Origin of the sequence: Pandoraea oxalativorans, assembly GCF_000972785.3 — a bacterium.
GTDB classification, from domain to species: domain Bacteria; phylum Pseudomonadota; class Gammaproteobacteria; order Burkholderiales; family Burkholderiaceae; genus Pandoraea; species Pandoraea oxalativorans.
Map to the genome: position 1 here is coordinate 1,811,453 of NZ_CP011253.3, position 16,775 is coordinate 1,828,227.

Sequence of the window (16,775 nt, forward strand, 5' to 3'; positions counted from 1 at the left end):
TTATGACACAAATGCCTCACTTGAGTGCGAAGTCCACCCGGGTGGTGGCTCCCTTGTCCTTGATGCCGTCCGCATTCAGCTTCGGCGCCACCACAAACAGCCGGTCAGAAGCGATCTTGCCATCCAGCCACGACCGCACCCGCTGTGCGCGCCGCTCGGCCAGCGCCCGCAGTTCGTCGTCGCCTACCTTGACGTTCGTCTCCATGAGCTTTTCCATCTCGTCATCCGGCAGCGACTTGGTCAGTCCGATCATGTTGCGCGGTTTCGCGAAGTCGGCCGCCTTGTAGGCCGCCGTGAGGTACTTGCTGCGTTCCTCCGGCGTTACCGTCACGCTGTCGACGTCGATGCTCTCGCCCTTGCCGACCATCGCCTTGACCTTCTGCGCCTTGATGGCGCGCTCGACCGCGACGCTACGCAGGCCGTCGGTATCCTTGGCAGGATCTACGCGACCTACGATGTCCAGCTTCAGCGCTTCGCGATCGTTCAGCGCCTTGACCAGCGTTTCGAGACGCTTTTCGTCGGCAGGCGACAGACGCGCACTGCCCGGGGCGAATTCAACGTACCCCAGCTCCTGATCGCCACCGCCGAAGGCGGACGCCAATAAGCTGAACGGTGCCGTGACCGCCTTGACGATCAGATTCACGAACGCTCGGAAAATCACCCCGCCGAGGCTGAACTGCGGATCGTCCAGCGAGCCGGAAATCGGAATATCGACGTCGATTTCACCACGCGAGTTCTTGAGCAACGACACCGCCAGGCGCACCGGCAGATTGGTCGCCGTCGGGCTGTCCACATGGTCGCCGAACGTCAACTGGTCGATGAAGATGTGGTTGTTCGCGGTGAGCTTCGCCTGATCGAGCAGATAGTGCACGTCGACCGTGAGCTTGCCCTTTTCGATGGGGTAACCCGCGTATTTCGTGGAGTACGGCGTGAGGTTGGTCAGTTCGATGCCGTCCGCTTTCGCCCCGAGATCCACGAACGCCATCGGCGCCAGCGGGTTGATCTTGCCGTTGATATTGATCGGCGCGTTGCGGTTCACCTTGCCCTGCAACGCGACTTCGGCCGGCTCAGTGGTGGCGGTGCCAAAAGCGCCGATCCGTCCGCCGATATCCGTCAGGTTGGCCGTGTAGTTCGGCTTGACGAAGTTGTCCGTGAAGTTGATGTTGCCGCCTTGCAGCGTGATACGTCCGATGTGGACGTCCGCAGGTAGCGCCTTGCCCGTTCCGTAGCCGGGGCCGCGTTCGGCCGTCGTCTTGCCAGGCGATTGCTCCTTCTTCTCGACCTCCGTCGGCTGCCCGGCTTCTACCGCCGAGGCCGCCGCATCGAGCGGGGGCTTCGCTGCGGACGCCGCATCCAGCGGTATGCCTTCGTTCGCGCGCGTGAGCGAGCGGGGCGCCTGGTTGTTGCCCACCACGTCGGCCAAATTCAGGCGGCCGTTCGCATTGATGATCAGACGCGCGTAAAAGCGCGACAGCGCAATGCTGCCCAACTGGACGTTCGGTTTGCCGCTGCCCACCGCCAGATTGATCTGCTGCACCGCCAGCGCATTCCAGCGCACGAAGTCGTCTGTCGTCACCTTGTCGAGCAGGCGTACGTTGCCGAGTGTGGCATCGCCGCGATACGTCACTTGCGGTGACTCGCCCTTCATCACGAAAGTGGCGCGTCCATTGCTGGAGAGCAGGGCGCTCGCGATGCTCGCGTTCAGTTCGTCGCTCATGTACGAATCGAACGCCGCCAGATCGAGCTGCTGGGTTTTGACCTGAAGATCGCCGGACAACGGCTGCGGCGTGACGTTACCCGTCGCGTTGAGCGAGCCCTTTTTGTTCAGCGTGCCGTTCACCTCAAGCTGCAACGGCTTGGTCATGTCTTGCGACACGCCGTGGACCTTGATGTTGAGCGGGGCGAACTTCGCATTGATCGGACGGCCTTTGACCGCGCGATCCTCAAACCCGATGCTCGCGTTATCGACCGAGACGTTGCCGACCTTCCACTGCCATCCGCCCGCAGCTTGCGTGTTCGATGCAGCGGCTTTGGCAGACGTACGTCGACCGCGTTCGGCGCCGACACGGGCATTGATCCTGCTGCCGCTGCTTGCGGACGCCTTCGGCTGGCCGTCGCCGGTCAGCGCCAGCAGGTTGATCTTGCCGTCCTTGTCGCGGCGTGCCGCTACGTCCAGGCCACTGAGCGTCACTTCGTCCACGACCGCCTGACGGGCACCAAGGTCGAAGTGCGAGAGCTTCGCCTGTGCCTTGGCCAGCTTCACCGGGGCGTCGCCCTTTTGACCCGTCAGCCACTCGATTTTTTCCAGTGTTGCCGTAGCAGGCGCGATCTGCACATTGGGCTGCTTGTCGGGGGCAAACGCGGCATTGAACGTTGCTTGCGCACCGACTGTGCCGCTCTTCAGGTCGCCTGCGAGCGCGCCTTGCGCAAACGGCAGCAGCGGTGCAAGCGCGATCGACTGTGCGTCCAATTCGCCGCTGGCGTTATACGCAGGCAGGCTGAACTGACCGTGGGCCTTGAGCGAGCCACCGCTTTGGATACCTAGCGACGCATCGTAAGTTGCGGGGTCCTTACCCAGCGTAGAAAACTGTTTCACCCCGAGCTGTACGTTCTCCAGCGCAATGCTCGCGGGCTTTGCGCCGCGCTCATCGGTGAAACGTAGCTTGCTGTTGACCAGCGAAACCTCGCCGACGAGTAAGTCGAGCGGCAAGGGTTGCGCTGCGGCAGCCGCCTTCGCCTGCGCGGCTTCAGCGGCCGACGCGGGCGTGGCGGGGCGTGCCGTTTGTTCGGCAGCGACCTTCGGTGCGGACCTGGCGGCTTCGCTCGCCTTGGGCGATGCCGCCGCTTCGTCGACCGCTTTGCCGACAGCCTTCAGCACTGGCCGTTGCGGCAGCAGGGCTTTTGCGACGTTGATCGACCCGTCCCTCTCCAGCGTGACACGCTGGTCAAGTCCATCGATCCGCACGCTGTCGACGTGATAGATGTTGCTCAACGGCTCGACCTTGCCCAGCTTGACGTCGATTTGTTTGATCGCAACGAGCGGTGAGCCGTCAGCCTCGTTGATCACCGCGTCAGCCAACCCCGCAGTTCCCGTCAGGACTATGTGGTTGCCGTCCTTGTCTCGGGTAAAGCGCAGTTTCAGATCGGTACTGACCGCGCCGCTCTTGATCTGCGCGGGAACGGTCATGGGCGAGTAACCGAGGTACTTCGGCACGTCGAGCCGGTCGAGCTTGATGTCGACGGTCGACTCCAGCGAGTCGGCAAACGGTTTGGTCTGCCCGGAGATATGCAGCGGTGAGCCGTCGATGGATGCCTGCAACAGCGGCTGTACGAAGATATCGGTGTCGGCCGGCAGGTTGGCAATGAATGGCACGCCGACCTGCAGATTGTCGACAACGTGCTTTTCGTTCTGATACGCATCGTCGATGCGAATCGTGCCGTTCTTGATCTGCACATTGTTCAGTGCAAAGCGCGCAGGCTTCGAGGGTTCGGGCGAGGGCGGTCCCGATGTCGCGCGATCGACGATGTCCGAGAAATTGAACCGCTGCGGCGCGGTGCGCACGATGTTCACGACGGGCGTGTCGACGTACAACTCGCCGATCACCGGCGCAAAGCGGAACAGCGAGCTCCATGAGGCGTTCACACGCAATTCACCGATATCGACGAACGGCTGGCCGGGTGTCTTGTCGCCGATATGCACCTGATGCAGATCGAGGCGCAACGTGTATGGATTGAAACTGACGTCGCCGACGCTCACCGGCCGTTCGAGATAGGCGGAGAGTTTGTCGACGGCGTAATGCTTGAGCACGGCCGGCACAGTGAAGTAGCCGACGACGCCAAACACGGCAATGATCCCCCGCGGCCCACAGTCCGGTCTTGCGCGCGCGGCGGCGCACGTCCGGGTCGCGTCCAAGCGCTTGTGCGCGTGCGAGGCCTTGCTGCAGGCGGGTGCCGCCTGCGGGGGAATTTTTTGAGGATTCGCGATCGTTCGCTTGCTCGGCCATGCGGTCTCCCGTAAGTAGCCTGTGAAGCATACGCAACGCCATCGGGGCGCGGCGGGACATTCCCAGGACGCGCCGTGCGTGTCGCGACGGCGTCCTGGCGGGCGATGGTTGGGTGGCTTACGCCAGCGACATCACCAGCGGGGCGATCGCACCCGCGCGTTCGACGACGGCATCCGCCTGCCACTGAGCAGGCGCGAGCGAGTCGCCGCAATAACCGTAGGCCGCCGCAATCGTCGCCATTCCGGCGGCCTTGCCAGCCTGCACATCGCGGAGGTCGTCGCCAACGTACACGATATGGGCAGGCGCAATGCCAATACACTCGGCTGCGTAGAGCAGGGGCGCAGGGTGCGGCTTGCTATGCGGTGTCGTGTCACCCGAGACAACGCAGGCTGCGCCGTCCGCGAGTCCGATCAGCTTGACTAGCGGATTCGTCAGGCGCGCGGCCTTGTTCGTCACAATGCCCCACGGCATGCCACGTTCGCTCAGGGTAGCGAGCAAGCCCGGAATGCCTTCGAACAAGCGGCTTTGCACGCACAACCCGGCTTCGTAGTTGGCAAGGAATGCGTCTCTCAGGCCCGGGAAGGCGGCATCGTCGGGGGTTACGCCGAATGCACTGCCAATTAATCCGCGCGCACCATGGGACGCTTGCAGTCGAAGCGTCTCGTAAGGGCCTGGCGGCAGACCCCGATCGGTACGCACCTTGTTGACCGCAGCGACGAGATCGGGGGCCGTGTCGGCGAGTGTGCCGTCCAGATCGAACAGGACAGCGCGAATCTCGCCGTGCAGCCGCGTTGACGCGGCGTCGAGAGAGGAGGGGGCGCGGGCGGGGGGCTCGAACATATCAGGCGTCGCGTATGCAGGCGACCAGGTAGTTGACGTCGGTATCGCGATTGATCGCGTAGCGTTTGCTGATCGGATTGTAGGTCATGCCACGCATGTCGCGGATTGTCAGGCCGCTCGCACGGGTAAACGACGCCAGCTCCGACGGGCGGATGAACTTGGCGTAATCGTGCGTGCCGCGCGGCAGCATCCGCAGTACGTACTCTGCACCGACCACGGCGAGCAGCCATGCCTTCGGGTTGCGATTGAGCGTGGAAAAGAACACATGACCGCCCGGTTTCACAAGCGTTGCGCACGCAGCGACGATCGATGCCGGTGACGGCACGTGTTCGAGCATTTCCATGCAGGTCACCACGTCATACGTACCCGCGTCACGCGCAGCGAGCGCTTCGGCGGCGATTTCTTCGTACTCGATGGACAGGCCTGCTTCGAGGCTATGCAAATCGGCAACCCCGAGCGCCTTTTTCGACAAATCGATGCCTTTGACGCGCGCACCCTGACGCGCCATCGATTCCGACAGAATGCCGCCACCACAGCCGATGTCGAGCACGCGCTTGCCCTGCAACTGGACGTGCTGTTCGATCCAGTCGAGGCGCAACGGGTTGATCTCGTGCAGCGGCTTGAATTCGCTGTGCGGATCCCACCAGCGGTGGGCCAATTCACTGAATTTATTGAGTTCTTGCGGGTCGGCGTTCATCACTTGCTCATAGACGTTGACGGCTCGGGCAGGCGGAATGCCGAGTGGCTGAGCGTGCCCTCCATGCCGGTTGGTCGGCGGGCGCCGTCGAGATGGAGGAAGTATAACGAAGTGAGTGCGCCCATGTCCAAAGCGCAAGGCGTGGCGGGGCCGGGCGGTCAGCGGTGCGGCGGAGATTTGCGCCGGGCCGGGGTGACGCCCGATGGCCCTGACGATCCGATTTGAGCTCAGGCTGCGGCCGGCAGGTTCGCCAATACCGCGTGCGGATCGTGGTAGACGAGTCCCAGCGCGTCGGTCACCCCGCGGTTCGTCACCATACCGCGCGCGACGTTCAGTCCGGCCAGCAAATGCGGATCGGCGCGCATGGCGGCCACGGCCCCGTGATCGGCCAGTTGCAGAATGAATGGAAGTGTCACGTTGTTCAGGGCAAAAGTCGACGTGCGCGGCACGCCCCCCGGCATGTTGGCGACGCAGTAGTGCACCACGCCTTCGACCACGTAGACCGGGTCCGCATGCGTGGTCGCGTGCGACGTCTCACAGCAACCGCCCTGATCGATGGCGACGTCCACGATCACGGCACCCTTGCGCATCAGACCCAGCATCGCCCGGGTGATGAGCTTGGGGGCGGCGGCGCCTGGGATCAGGACGCCACCGATGACCAGGTCGGCATCGCGCAAATGCGTTTCGATTGCGTGCTGCGTCGAATAGACCGTTTGCACACGTCCCCCGAACTGGGCACTCAGCCGCCGCAACGCGTCGACCGATTTGTCGATGACCGTGACCTGCGCCCCGATGCCGACGGCCACGGTCGCAGCATTCGTACCCACGACACCGCCGCCGAGAATGACGACCTTGCCCGCCTCGACGCCGGGCACACCCGAGAGCAGCAAGCCAAGCCCGCCATGCGTCTTTTCGAGCGCAGTTGCGCCAGCCTGGATGGACATGCGGCCCGCGACTTCGGACATGGGCGCAAGCAGCGGCAGGCCGCCATTTGCGGACGTCACGGTTTCGTACGCGATGCACGTCGCGCCGCTCTTGATCAAATCGTTGGTTTGCTCGGGATCGGGGGCGAGGTGGAGATACGTGAAGAGCGTGTGATGAGGCCGCAATCTGGCGCGCTCGACAGCCTGCGGCTCCTTGACCTTGACGATGAGTTCGGCGCGATCGAAGACGTCGACAGCGTTGGCAGCGATGCGGGCCCCTGCGGTGGCGTAGGCCGTGTCGTCCATCCCGATGCCTTCGCCGGCCTGCGTCTCGATCCACACCTCGTGCCCGCGTGCCACCACTTCGCGTACGGCTGCGGGCGTCATGCCTACGCGATACTCGTGGTTCTTGATCTCCTTGGGTACACCGATCTTCATGATGCGTCTCCTTTGTTGTGATGTGACTACGAACAGCGAATTCGACAACACGTGATGCCCAAACAAAAACGGCACCCGAAGGTGCCGTCTGGAAGGTCAGGCGAAGGCCGGTTCGGCCTGCGCGTGGGACGCGCCACTGTAGCGCGCCACCGATAGATCGTCGGCCAGAATGGCCGGGCGGCGTCCCGACATCAGGTCGGCCAGCAGTTGGCCCGAACCGCACGACATCGTCCAGCCGAGCGTGCCGTGTCCCGTGTTCAGGAACAGGTTACGCAGCGCTGTCGCGCCGACGATCGGCGTGCCGTCCGGTGTCATCGGGCGCAGGCCTGTCCAGAAAGACGCTTCCGCCGTGTTGCCGGCACCCGGGTACAGATCGTTCACGACCATCTCCAGCGTGGCGCGCCGCGCCGGGTTAAGGCGCTTGTTGTAACCCACGACTTCTGCCATGCCGCCGACGCGGATACGGTCGTCGAAGCGCGTCACCGCGATCTTGTAGGTTTCATCCAGGATGGTGGAAACCGGGGCGCGCGATGCGTCGACGATCGGTACGGTAATCGAGTAGCCCTTGAGCGGATACACCGGAATATCGACGATCCCGCGCAGGAACGGCGTGGAGTACGAACCGAGCGCAACGACATAGGCGTCCGCACGTTGCAGCGAACCGGCGCACACCACGCCATCGATCTTGTCGCCGACGACGTTCAGGCCGTCGACCGGCATGTTGTAGCGGAATTTCACGCCTAGCGCTTCAGCCATGGCCGCCAGACGCGTCGTGAACATCTGGCAGTCGCCGGTTTCGTCGTTCGGCAGGCGCAGGCCGCCGGTCAGCTTGTGCGACACCGCTGCCAGTGCCGGTTCTGCGCTCGCGAGCGCCTTGCTGTCCAGGAGTTCGAACGGCACGCCGGCCTCTTCGAGTACAGCGATATCGCGCGCCGCGTTCTCGAGTTGATCTTCGGTCCGGAACAATTGGAGCGTGCCTGCCTGACGGCCCTCGTAAGCGATGCCGGTCTCTGCGCGCAGTTCACGGAAACAGTCGCGGCTGTACTCGGCGATCCGCACCATGCGTTCCTTGTTGACGGAATAGCGCTCGGGCGTGCAATTGCGCAGCATCTGATAGAGCCACTTCAATTGCGTGAGCGTGCCGTCCGGACGAATGGCGAGCGGGGCGTGTTTCTGGAATAGCCACTTGACGGCTTTTGCCGGAATCCCCGGTGCGGCCCACGGGGACGCGTATCCGGGCGAAATCTGACCAGCGTTGCCGAAGCTGGTTTCGAGCGCCGGTCCTGCCTGACGGTCGAGCACCGTGACGTCATGCCCGGCCTTTGCCAGGTAGTAGGCGCTCGTTACGCCGATGACGCCGCTGCCGAGAACGATGACCTTCATTGCGTTGACTCCTGTAAAACCATAGTTATGCAGTAATAATTCGCATGCTATTCTCGCAATCGTAGGTTTAGTTAATGTATATGGCCTGAATTCAGGAAAAAATCATGAGAGTTCAGCAGCAATCCGTCCGAACACTGGACCGGCTCGACCGACGCATCCTGACGTTGCTCCAACAGGACGGCCGAATGTCGATGAAGGACCTGTCGGAGCAGGTTGGTCTGTCCATCACGCCATGTATCGAGCGCGTGAAACGCATGGAGCGGGACGGCGTGATCATGGGCTACTTCGCCCGCGTCAATCCGGCGGCGCTGGGCGCGGCACTGCTGGTGTTCGTCGAAATCACGCTCGACCATAAATCCGGCAACATGTTCGACCAGTTCCGCAGGGAAGTGCTGCGCATTCCGGAGGTCATGGAGTGCCACCTGATTTCGGGGGATTTCGACTATCTGATCAAGGCGCGTATCCGCGAGATGTCCGAGTATCGGAAGTTGCTGGGCGACATTCTTCTTCAACTGCCCGGGGCCGTGCAGTCGAAAAGTTACGTTGTCATGGAGGAAATCAAGGAAACGCTCACCGTTCATGTCGACGAGTGAGGGGGGCGGCTAAAAAAGTGGCATCTGCGGATCTGCCGTATTCGCCGGTCCGCTGGTGACGGCTTGCCGGTCAGGACGCGCGCGACGACTGTAATTCGGCCCATTCCCGTCACTGGCCTGTGGGGGCAGTTCCGGGACGCAGAACTGATCGTTTCTCAATGGCGGTCTGGCCTGATTGAGTCCCAACTTGCGTGCGGTCAGGTGAAAGCGCTGCCGAATCAGTTCGGCGTGTAATCCGGTGCCTTTCATCCGTGTACCGAACTCCGAGCTGTTGTGCTTTCCGTCACGCACTTGCTCGATCAGGCTCATAACGTGGCGAGCCCGCAACGGGTAATTGGCTTCCAGCCATTCAACGAAGACGTCGTGCACTTCTCTGGGAAGTCGCAACATCACGTATGCCGCGTAGGTTGCGCCGGCATCGGCTGCAGTCGTCAGCACTCGCTCGATATCGAAATCGGTCAGCGCAGGCACGATCGGCGCGACGATGACGCCTGTCGGAATACCGGCATCCGTCAGCTTGCGGATGGCGTCGATGCGTCGCGACGGCGTGTTCGCGCGCGGTTCCATCTTGCGGGCGATATCCGCATCTAGCGTTCCCACCGAAATGAAGACCCGTGCCAGACCGCGCGCGGCCATGCGCGAAAGAATGTCGATGTCGCGCGTGACGAGCGCCGATTTGGTGGTGATGCCGACAGGGTGCCCAAAACGCTCCAGCACTTCCAGGACGCTGCGCGTGATCCCGTATTCCCGCTCGATTGGCTGATAGGGATCCGTGTTTGCGCCAAGCGCAAGCAATGCGGGTTGGTAACCGCGCTTGCGCAACTCGGCGTCAAGACGCTCTGCCGCATTGTGTTTCGCGTACAAACGGGTCTCGAAGTCAAGGCCCGGAGAGAGTCCCAGGTAGGCGTGCGTGGGGCGCGCAAAGCAATAGGTGCAGCCGTGCTCACATCCACGGTAGGGATTGATCGAGCGATCGAACGGAATGTCCGCCGAGGTGTTACGGGAGATGATCGTTCGCGCATTTTCCAGTGCGACCTGGGTCACGAATTTGACTTCGCATTCTTGGGCAGCGTCTGATTCATGACGGGTTTCATCGCTCTCGCGCCGGAACGCCGAAAAGCGCGATTCGAGATTGGCGGTGGCGCCTCGGCCCTTGCGCGACGGGGGCGGCGCGAATGAGGATGCCATGACTCATCTCCTGAATTAGCTGTCCCTGTCGCGGCCGTCGGACGGCAGCAGGGAATGCTTGTCATTATACTGTGTTTTTATACAGTATTGAGGCAAAGGAGAAACATGAAGACTGGGGTGAATCGGGTGAGCGGCATCCCGCTGGCACTGGTCGGACCTGCGGCGCTGACGATCCAGGCCGCAGCGATAGGGTGGGCTGTTTGGGAGGCTTGGCTGAACCTATGTGTGACTGCCGGGCGTGACCGGAGGGATAAAGGGCGCGATCGCCCGTGCGATGTCGTCGAGGGCGGCGTTGTCCGGGGTCGGACGCTGACGCGCCAGATGAATGGCGCGCAGGGTCAACAGCGAGTAAAGCGTTGCATGATTGCCGCCCATGGCTGCGAGCGCTTCGACGTGGCGGGCAACGATATTGGCGTCGCCGCGCGACACCGGTCCGGCAAGCGCGCCCGGGAGCCCGCGTTCGCGCGCAGCGTTGAGCGTGCCCATGACCAGCGGCCACATAGCATCTTGCGCATCGCCCTCGGGCATGCCGATGGACTTCCAGAGGTGAGTCGCCTCGTCGAGCAGGCAGAGCAGAAAGCTGGCGGCATAGTTGGCGCCCGCGTGGTATCGCATGCGCTCGCCCGCGGGGATCGACAACGGGCGGCAGCCCATATCGCCCGCGAGACGCTGAAGAATGTCGTTCAGCGGCGCTTCGGCCTCGATGGTGATCGCACATCCCTGCAAGCGGGTCGCATCGTCGTCGAGTCCGGCGAAAAGAAAAAGCGGATGAAAGCCGCCAATTTGTGCGCCGTGGCGCGTCGCGGGCGTAAGCAGCCCGACATCGGATGCGCCGCTGCAATGCACCAGTGCCTGGCCCGCTCGCGGCGTGAGGTGCGCAGCGCAAGTCGCTATGGCGTCGTCAGGCACCGTCAGGAAGACCAGATCGGCGCGCGAAAAGACGTCGCTCATGGTCTCCGACCGTTCGAAGGCGCGGGCCTCACAATCAGGCAAGGCCGTCGCAATGCGGCTCGAACTGTCGATATGCCGGCTAGCAACGATCGTCACTTCGTATCCGGCTCGGGTTGCGGCTTGCGCGAGCGCACGAGCCACACGCCCGGCACCGATGAAGCCCAGCGTCGGCCGATGGGAAGGGGCGGTGGGAGTGGGCGTCACGATCGGTTTTTACTGCGACAAGCGGTTCGGCGTGTCGTGGATCTCAAAGTAGGTTTGAAATGCAACGGCCAAACCGACCATCATCAGCATGGCGCCCACAAACAGCGACACGCTGACGATGATGACCGCGATCCAGCCCGACCGCGACTTGTTCGAGACGTGGGTGTTGAACTGCGCGTTCCAGCGCTCGTCTGGACGCAAGCCGTAGACAATCGCGGCGAGAAACGCCGAAAAAAGCGAAATGGCGCCCAGAATCGTGAGTATCCATCCGGAAACGGAATGCAGTTCGCTCGTGACCAGAAGTCCCCAGCCGGCTACGCCGCATGCCGAACCCACAATGTGGGCCCAGCCGAAGCGGTCTCGCACGCCATACAGATAGAAGCGATGCAGGCCGAGCGTGCCGAACAGCATGGCGAGACCGGCGGTCAGGGTTTTGGACTTGTAAGCGACTGCGTTCATTTGGAATGGTTATCGAGCAGGCGTTTCCCGAATGACTTCGACGAGCGTCCAGCGCATGCTCGACGCGTCAGCGGGCGGATTGGTGACAGGTTCGCCGTGAATTTTCACGCGGTATTCTACGCCGGGCTTCCACTCGAAGCCATCGATGTGGGCATACCAGAGTTCCCATTGCGATTTGCCGGAGTCGTCGGGGGCGCGCACACGCAAGCACTTGCGCGGTGCCACGCCGACACAGTCCGCCATCTGCGAATCGACATCGAGAATGCGATCTTCCGTCGCCGCCGTGCCGCTCGCACCAGCCACCGTGCGGTTGAGCAACGTTTGGGATGCATAGGTGAGTGTCGGTCCGTTCGGTGCGCTCAGAATCAATTGCGTGTCGCGGCGCTCGAAGCGCGTCATGCTGGCGAGCGTCTTGAGGTAGCGGTCTTCGAAAGCCATCGAATCCGGGCAGGCCATGCGTGTTGCTGCCGGGGTTTGGATGCTGAGTTGTCCCTTGCCGGGGCCGATCGTGTATTGCCCAAAGATGCGATTACAGCCGCCGGTGCCGGAGTAAGCCCCCTTGTCGTTGAACGTCAGATTGATGGCGCGGCCTTCCGGCAGGTTCGGCGCGTCGCTCGTGCCTTCCCATTTCATCAACTGCCAGGTGCCGAGAATGTCGGCAGGGGCGGTCGCTGCTGCGGCGTTATCCGGCGTACCCGATGCGGGATTGGCACCTCCTCCGGACGGCGCCGCACAACCGGCCAGCATGGCGGCAGGCACGAGGAGCGTGACCAGATACGAAGTCAACGAGGGGGGCAGAAACGAGAGTAGGCGTTGAGTCATGATGTTGTTTGGGCGTAGTTGCGAAGAGGGCAGGGACGGCGAAAACGTCGCGCTGAACGTGGGGCAATGTGTTATGGCGGTGCCGTGAGTACCATTCATCGTTGACCGGGCAGGCTTGGGGTCAGTTCCTTGCGTAGGTCTGACGATATTTCCCATTGGTGTGAAATGTGTCATCGCGGGACCTCATGGCTTTCGGTACGTGATTCGATATATTGCGCCGGCATGGTCGTCGCTGATCAGGAGCGATCCGTCCGGCAGGGTCAGCAGATCGACGGGGCGACCCCACACGGCGTCACCGTCACCCAACCATCCCTGCGCAAAAACTTCCTGCTTGCTGACGTTGCCTTTCGCATCCAGAACCACGCGAACGACCCGGTATCCCACTTTGCTGCTCCGATTCCACGAACCGTGCTCAGCAATAAAGATACTGCCGCGATAATCGTCCGGGAACTGCTTGCCTGTGTAGAAGCGCATGCCGAGGGCGGCTACGTGGGCACCCAGTTTGGCCATGGGAGGCGAAAAAGTGCGGCACGCCTTTTCGCGGCCGAAGTCGGGGGCGGGGACATCACCGGCGTGGCAGTACGGAAACCCAAGATGCTCCCCTGTGCGCGTTAACCGGTTGAGTTCGTCGTCGGGAACGTCGTCGCCGAGCATATCGCGACCGTTGTCGGTGAACCATAACGCATTGGTGCCGGGCTGCCAGTCGAACCCCACTGTGTTGCGCACGCCGCGGGCGACGACCCGCCAGTCCGTACCGTCGGGCTTCATGCTGCCGATCATCGCGTAACGATTCTCGTCGCGCTTGCAGACATTGCAGGGTGCGCCGACGCTAACGTAGAGACGCTGGTCCGGGCCGAAGGCGATATATCGCCAGCCCTGGTGGCTTTCGGTGGGAAGTTTGTCGTAGACGACGGTGGGTTTGCCTGGGTTGTCGAGATGGTTTTCGATGTCATCGAGTCTGACGATGTGCGACACGGCCGATATATAGAGAGCGCCATTGCGCATCGCGACGCCGACGGGCATGTTCAGGCCTGACGCCACTGTGCGGACCTTGGCCGCGTAGGCGCGCGATGGATCGAGCGTAATGGCGTAAACGTTGCCCTGCGCCCGGCTTCCGACAAACAACGTGCCTCTCGAACCTAACGCCATGCCTCGAGCCCCGGGCACCTGGTCGGAAAGGACTTCGACGTAGAAGCCTTGAGGTAGCGAGAGGCGCTCGATGGGAAGGGCGTCGCGCGCCGTCGCCAGTTGCGGGGCGCACGTCAGCGCGGTGCTTACCAGGACGGCTACGCGTGTCACGGCAAAACACGTGGCGAACTTCGTCGCAGTCATCCGGGTGCCCCGAGCTACGCCGACATGGGAGGTCGCAACGAATTGAGGCGTTTCATGGGTTTGAGGGGTTGGACCGATCAGGCGAACAACCCGGCGAACCTCCCGCGCGGCAATCTGCGCGTGCCGTGGCAGGCGGAATGGGAATGAGTATCCATCGGGAAATCGTCGCATGCAGGGCTCGCTTCACACCAAGGATGCGTGCATTGTAGACCAGCGGTTATCGGGCGCTGGCGCCGGCGCACAAGCCCCCTAATATAGGCGTGCCTATATGGGGTGTACTTTCCCTTTGGCGAAGTGTTTGTTTTGACGAGGGTTTTGCGCTATAATCACGCGTTTTCTGTCCGAACACTTCTGGATTCACAAGGATTTAATATGGTCGTTATCCGCCTGGCTCGCGGCGGCGCGAAGAAGCGCCCGTTCTACAACATCGTTGCAACCGACTCGCGTAACCGTCGCGATGGCCGCTTCATCGAGCGTATTGGCTTCTACAACCCGGTCGCTGCCGAAGGCACGGAAGGTCTGCGCATCGCTCAAGACCGTCTGACGTACTGGCAAGGCGTTGGCGCACAACTGTCGCCGACCGTGGCTCGTCTGATCAAGCAAGGCGCCAAGGCTGCTGCCTAAGCTTTCAGATAGTCGAGTGGTACGCATTGCTGTCAGTTTGCCGATGGCATGAGAATTGAACGGCGGTGCATGCTCTAGAGCAATCTGGGGCACGCATCGCCGTGTGTTCGTCACAAGGTTGGATTGCATGGTTCGTTCCGCACGTGAGCGTGTACCGCTGAAAATCGGTGCAGAAGCGCGTCGCGCCTCCGGTATGCGCGCCGAGCAGGTGCTCGCCCCGGTAACCGAGGTGCCCGACGATCTCGTCGAGCTGGGTTATATCGGCGATGCCTACGGGATTCGCGGCTGGATCAAGGTGCAGCCGCACACGGGTGACGGCGAAGGTCTGTTATCCGCAGATTGCTGGTATTTCCGTCGTCCCGGCGAGTCGGCCTACACCAAGGCCAGCGTGCTGCACAGCCGGGGGCATTCGGGAACGGTTGTCGCGCAATTGTGCGGCAGCGAGAGCCGGACATCCGCTGAGGCGCTCAAAGGCCTTCAGGTCTGGGTACCGCGCAGTGCATTCCCATCGGCCGGCGAAGACGAGTTTTACTGGGTCGACTTGATCGGCGCCCAGGTGACGAATTTGCAGGATGAGTCGCTCGGCAAGGTTGTCGGTTTGCTGGACAACGGCGTACACACCGTTTTGCGCGTGATGTACGACGTGCCCGCTACCGATGGCAATCCGGCGAAGACCGCTGAGCGGTTGATCCCGTTTGTTGGCCAGTACGTACAGACCGTCGACACCGAGGCGGGACGCATTGTGGCTGACTGGGGTCTCGATTATTGAGATACCGATTGACCGCCTGGTCGTTATTGCGTCCGGGCACCTCTGGACGGAACCGGTCTGATGCAGTTTGACGTCGTCACGCTCTTTCCCGAGATGTTTCGGGCACTGACCGACTGGGGCGTCACCAGCCGGGCGCTGAAGCAGTCGCGCTACGGTCTGCGGTTTTGGAATCCGCGTGACTTCACGCATAACAATTACCGCACGATCGACGATCGCCCTTACGGCGGTGGTCCGGGCATGGTGATGCTGGCCAAGCCGCTGGATGATGCGATTGCCGCCGCAAAGGCCGCTCAGGCGCAGGCTGGCGTGCCGCGCGGTCGCGTATTGCTGATGTCGCCGCAAGGTAAGCCGTTGACGCATCGTCGAGTGGTCGAGTTGCGTGAGCAGGAACAAGGCTTGATTCTGCTCTGCGGCCGTTATGAGGCGATCGATCAGCGCTTGATCGATCGCGTTGTCGACGAGGAAGTCAGCGTCGGCGATTTTGTGCTGTCGGGTGGGGAGTTGCCTGCCATGGCACTGATGGATTCGCTGATCCGGTTGCTGCCGGGTGCGCTGAACGACGACCAGTCGGCAGAGCAAGACAGCTTTGTGAATGGCTTGCTGGATTGCCCGCACTACACGCGGCCTGAAGAATACGAGGGCGTGCGCGTGCCCGATGTGCTGTTGGGCGGGCATCACGCAGAGATTGAAAAGTGGCGACGCCGTGAGGCGTTGGCCAATACATGGCACAAGCGTCCCGATCTGATCGAGAGTGCGCGTGCCAACGGATTGCTCAGCCGTGCCGACGAGGCGTGGCTGACAAGCCTGCGGGCCGATACGTCGGCCAAGTAGGCAGCGGATGTCGTCATGGGGACGGCATTCGGTTTGAACCCATCCTCTGTCGGGGCCGGCTCGCCGGTATATAACGCCGACACGATGGCACAAGGAGTGGTAAATGAATCTGATCGCTAAGATCGAGCAGGAAGAAATCGCGCGTTTGACCGCGAACAAAACGATCCCCGAATTCGCCCCGGGCGACACCGTGATCGTTAACGTGAACGTGGTTGAAGGTACCCGCAAGCGTGTTCAGGCTTACGAAGGCGTTGTGATCGCCAAGCGTAACCGTGGTCTGAACTCGGGCTTCATCGTTCGTAAGATTTCGTCGGGTGAAGGCGTTGAGCGTACGTTCCAGACGTACTCGCCGCTGATCGCCAGCATCGAAGTCAAGCGTCGTGGTGACGTTCGTCGCGCTAAGCTGTACTACCTGCGTGAGCGTTCGGGTAAGTCGGCACGTATCAAGGAAAAGCTCACGTTCAAGAGCAAGACCGTCGCTGCTGCCGAGTAAGTCGGACGCCGCTTCGCCTGGCGACCTCGTGGCCGGGCGCAGCAAAGCCGCATGGAAAAAGCACCCCTCGGGGTGCTTTTTTCGTTTCAGCGCGGCGCGTCGATTCAAATGCGGCGCTGCGTCATAACGCCGGTATGCCGCGAATTGCCGGGGGAATGGCATTTTCTTCGTGCGCACGCATTTTGCGCATCCTCGCTAAAATAGCGAAATTCTTCATCTCCAAA

General features: G+C 62.0%; 15 protein-coding genes. 5 read left to right on the forward strand and 10 right to left on the reverse strand.

Annotation, left to right across the window (positions count from 1 at the left end; translation table 11 throughout):
- Positions 1-16 precede the first annotated feature (16 nt).
- The 5 genes from MB84_RS08180 to MB84_RS08200 form a co-directional block, all read right to left on the reverse strand.
- Complete coding sequence (locus MB84_RS08180; protein WP_052653052.1) at positions 17-3,844, reverse strand: DUF748 domain-containing protein; 3,828 nt, start codon at positions 3,842-3,844, stop codon at positions 17-19.
- Positions 3,845-4,121: 277 nt separating this feature from the next.
- Complete coding sequence (locus MB84_RS08185; RefSeq protein ID WP_084009666.1) at positions 4,122-4,844, reverse strand: HAD-IA family hydrolase; 723 nt, start codon at positions 4,842-4,844, stop codon at positions 4,122-4,124.
- 1 nt (position 4,845) lies between these two features.
- A complete protein-coding gene (gene ubiG, locus MB84_RS08190) occupies positions 4,846-5,541 on the reverse strand; it encodes a bifunctional 2-polyprenyl-6-hydroxyphenol methylase/3-demethylubiquinol 3-O-methyltransferase UbiG (protein WP_084010019.1) in 696 nt (231 codons plus the stop codon).
- Positions 5,542-5,768: 227 nt separating this feature from the next.
- On the reverse strand, positions 5,769-6,902 hold the full coding sequence (gene ald / locus MB84_RS08195) for an alanine dehydrogenase (protein ID WP_046291426.1): 1,134 nt from the start codon (positions 6,900-6,902) through the stop codon (positions 5,769-5,771).
- A 96-nt stretch (positions 6,903-6,998) separates the two neighbouring features.
- The gene (locus MB84_RS08200; protein WP_046291427.1) at positions 6,999-8,285 is read right to left on the reverse strand and encodes a D-amino acid dehydrogenase; all 1,287 of its coding nucleotides are present in this window, start codon (positions 8,283-8,285) and stop codon (positions 6,999-7,001) included.
- 104 nt (positions 8,286-8,389) lie between these two features.
- Between MB84_RS08200 and MB84_RS08205 the strand changes: the two genes are divergently transcribed.
- Complete coding sequence (locus MB84_RS08205; RefSeq protein ID WP_039399452.1) at positions 8,390-8,878, forward strand: Lrp/AsnC ligand binding domain-containing protein; 489 nt, start codon at positions 8,390-8,392, stop codon at positions 8,876-8,878.
- A gap of 9 nt (positions 8,879-8,887) precedes the next feature.
- On the opposite strand, the gene MB84_RS08210 is transcribed toward MB84_RS08205, so the two are convergent.
- The 5 genes from MB84_RS08210 to MB84_RS08230 all read right to left on the reverse strand — a co-directional run bounded on the left by MB84_RS08210 (position 8,888) and on the right by MB84_RS08230 (position 13,834).
- Positions 8,888-10,066: a PA0069 family radical SAM protein gene (locus MB84_RS08210; protein WP_245725515.1), complete on the reverse strand. Its 1,179-nt coding sequence runs from the start codon at positions 10,064-10,066 to the stop codon at positions 8,888-8,890.
- Between the two features lie 219 nt (positions 10,067-10,285).
- Positions 10,286-11,221, reverse strand: a complete 936-nt coding sequence (locus MB84_RS08215; protein ID WP_046291428.1) for a Rossmann-like and DUF2520 domain-containing protein — start codon at positions 11,219-11,221, stop codon at positions 10,286-10,288.
- Between the two features lie 9 nt (positions 11,222-11,230).
- Positions 11,231-11,680, reverse strand: a complete 450-nt coding sequence (locus MB84_RS08220) for a TM2 domain-containing protein (RefSeq protein WP_046291429.1) — start codon at positions 11,678-11,680, stop codon at positions 11,231-11,233.
- A gap of 9 nt (positions 11,681-11,689) precedes the next feature.
- The gene (locus MB84_RS08225) at positions 11,690-12,502 is read right to left on the reverse strand and encodes an META and DUF4377 domain-containing protein (RefSeq protein WP_052653056.1); all 813 of its coding nucleotides are present in this window, start codon (positions 12,500-12,502) and stop codon (positions 11,690-11,692) included.
- Between the two features lie 183 nt (positions 12,503-12,685).
- Complete coding sequence (locus MB84_RS08230) at positions 12,686-13,834, reverse strand: PQQ-dependent sugar dehydrogenase (protein WP_052653058.1); 1,149 nt, start codon at positions 13,832-13,834, stop codon at positions 12,686-12,688.
- 372 nt (positions 13,835-14,206) lie between these two features.
- Between MB84_RS08230 and rpsP the strand changes: the two genes are divergently transcribed.
- The 4 genes from rpsP (at position 14,207) to rplS (ending at position 16,551) form a co-directional block, all read left to right on the forward strand.
- The gene (gene rpsP / locus MB84_RS08235; protein ID WP_017234865.1) at positions 14,207-14,458 is read left to right on the forward strand and encodes a 30S ribosomal protein S16; all 252 of its coding nucleotides are present in this window, start codon (positions 14,207-14,209) and stop codon (positions 14,456-14,458) included.
- 127 nt (positions 14,459-14,585) lie between these two features.
- Complete coding sequence (gene rimM / locus MB84_RS08240) at positions 14,586-15,227, forward strand: ribosome maturation factor RimM (protein WP_046291430.1); 642 nt, start codon at positions 14,586-14,588, stop codon at positions 15,225-15,227.
- A gap of 60 nt (positions 15,228-15,287) precedes the next feature.
- Positions 15,288-16,058 carry a tRNA (guanosine(37)-N1)-methyltransferase TrmD gene (gene trmD, locus MB84_RS08245; protein WP_046291431.1) on the forward strand — a complete coding sequence of 257 codons (771 nt, stop codon included), beginning with the start codon at positions 15,288-15,290 and terminating at the stop codon, positions 16,056-16,058.
- Between the two features lie 103 nt (positions 16,059-16,161).
- Positions 16,162-16,551 (forward strand): 50S ribosomal protein L19, encoded by a 390-nt coding sequence (gene rplS / locus MB84_RS08250; protein WP_039399440.1) that lies wholly within the window; start codon positions 16,162-16,164, stop codon positions 16,549-16,551.
- The last annotated feature ends 224 nt before the right edge of the window (positions 16,552-16,775 follow it).

What these genes read in the sequence shown, in the direction of transcription:
- MB84_RS08200 (WP_046291427.1), bottom strand. Translation starts at nt 8,285, where the DNA reads ATGAAGGTCATCGTTCTCGGCAGCGGCGTCATCGGCGTAACGAGCGCC.
- rimM (WP_046291430.1), top strand. Translation starts at nt 14,586, where the DNA reads ATGGTTCGTTCCGCACGTGAGCGTGTACCGCTGAAAATCGGTGCAGAA.
- ubiG (WP_084010019.1), bottom strand. Translation starts at nt 5,541, where the DNA reads ATGAACGCCGACCCGCAAGAACTCAATAAATTCAGTGAATTGGCCCAC.
- rplS (WP_039399440.1), top strand. Translation starts at nt 16,162, where the DNA reads ATGAATCTGATCGCTAAGATCGAGCAGGAAGAAATCGCGCGTTTGACC.
- MB84_RS08210 (WP_245725515.1), bottom strand. Translation starts at nt 10,066, where the DNA reads ATGGCATCCTCATTCGCGCCGCCCCCGTCGCGCAAGGGCCGAGGCGCC.
- MB84_RS08220 (WP_046291429.1), bottom strand. Translation starts at nt 11,680, where the DNA reads ATGAACGCAGTCGCTTACAAGTCCAAAACCCTGACCGCCGGTCTCGCC.
- MB84_RS08185 (WP_084009666.1), bottom strand. Translation starts at nt 4,844, where the DNA reads ATGTTCGAGCCCCCCGCCCGCGCCCCCTCCTCTCTCGACGCCGCGTCA.
- rpsP (WP_017234865.1), top strand. Translation starts at nt 14,207, where the DNA reads ATGGTCGTTATCCGCCTGGCTCGCGGCGGCGCGAAGAAGCGCCCGTTC.
- MB84_RS08205 (WP_039399452.1), top strand. Translation starts at nt 8,390, where the DNA reads ATGAGAGTTCAGCAGCAATCCGTCCGAACACTGGACCGGCTCGACCGA.
- ald (WP_046291426.1), bottom strand. Translation starts at nt 6,902, where the DNA reads ATGAAGATCGGTGTACCCAAGGAGATCAAGAACCACGAGTATCGCGTA.
- MB84_RS08225 (WP_052653056.1), bottom strand. Translation starts at nt 12,502, where the DNA reads ATGACTCAACGCCTACTCTCGTTTCTGCCCCCCTCGTTGACTTCGTAT.
- trmD (WP_046291431.1), top strand. Translation starts at nt 15,288, where the DNA reads ATGCAGTTTGACGTCGTCACGCTCTTTCCCGAGATGTTTCGGGCACTG.
- MB84_RS08230 (WP_052653058.1), bottom strand. Translation starts at nt 13,834, where the DNA reads ATGACTGCGACGAAGTTCGCCACGTGTTTTGCCGTGACACGCGTAGCC.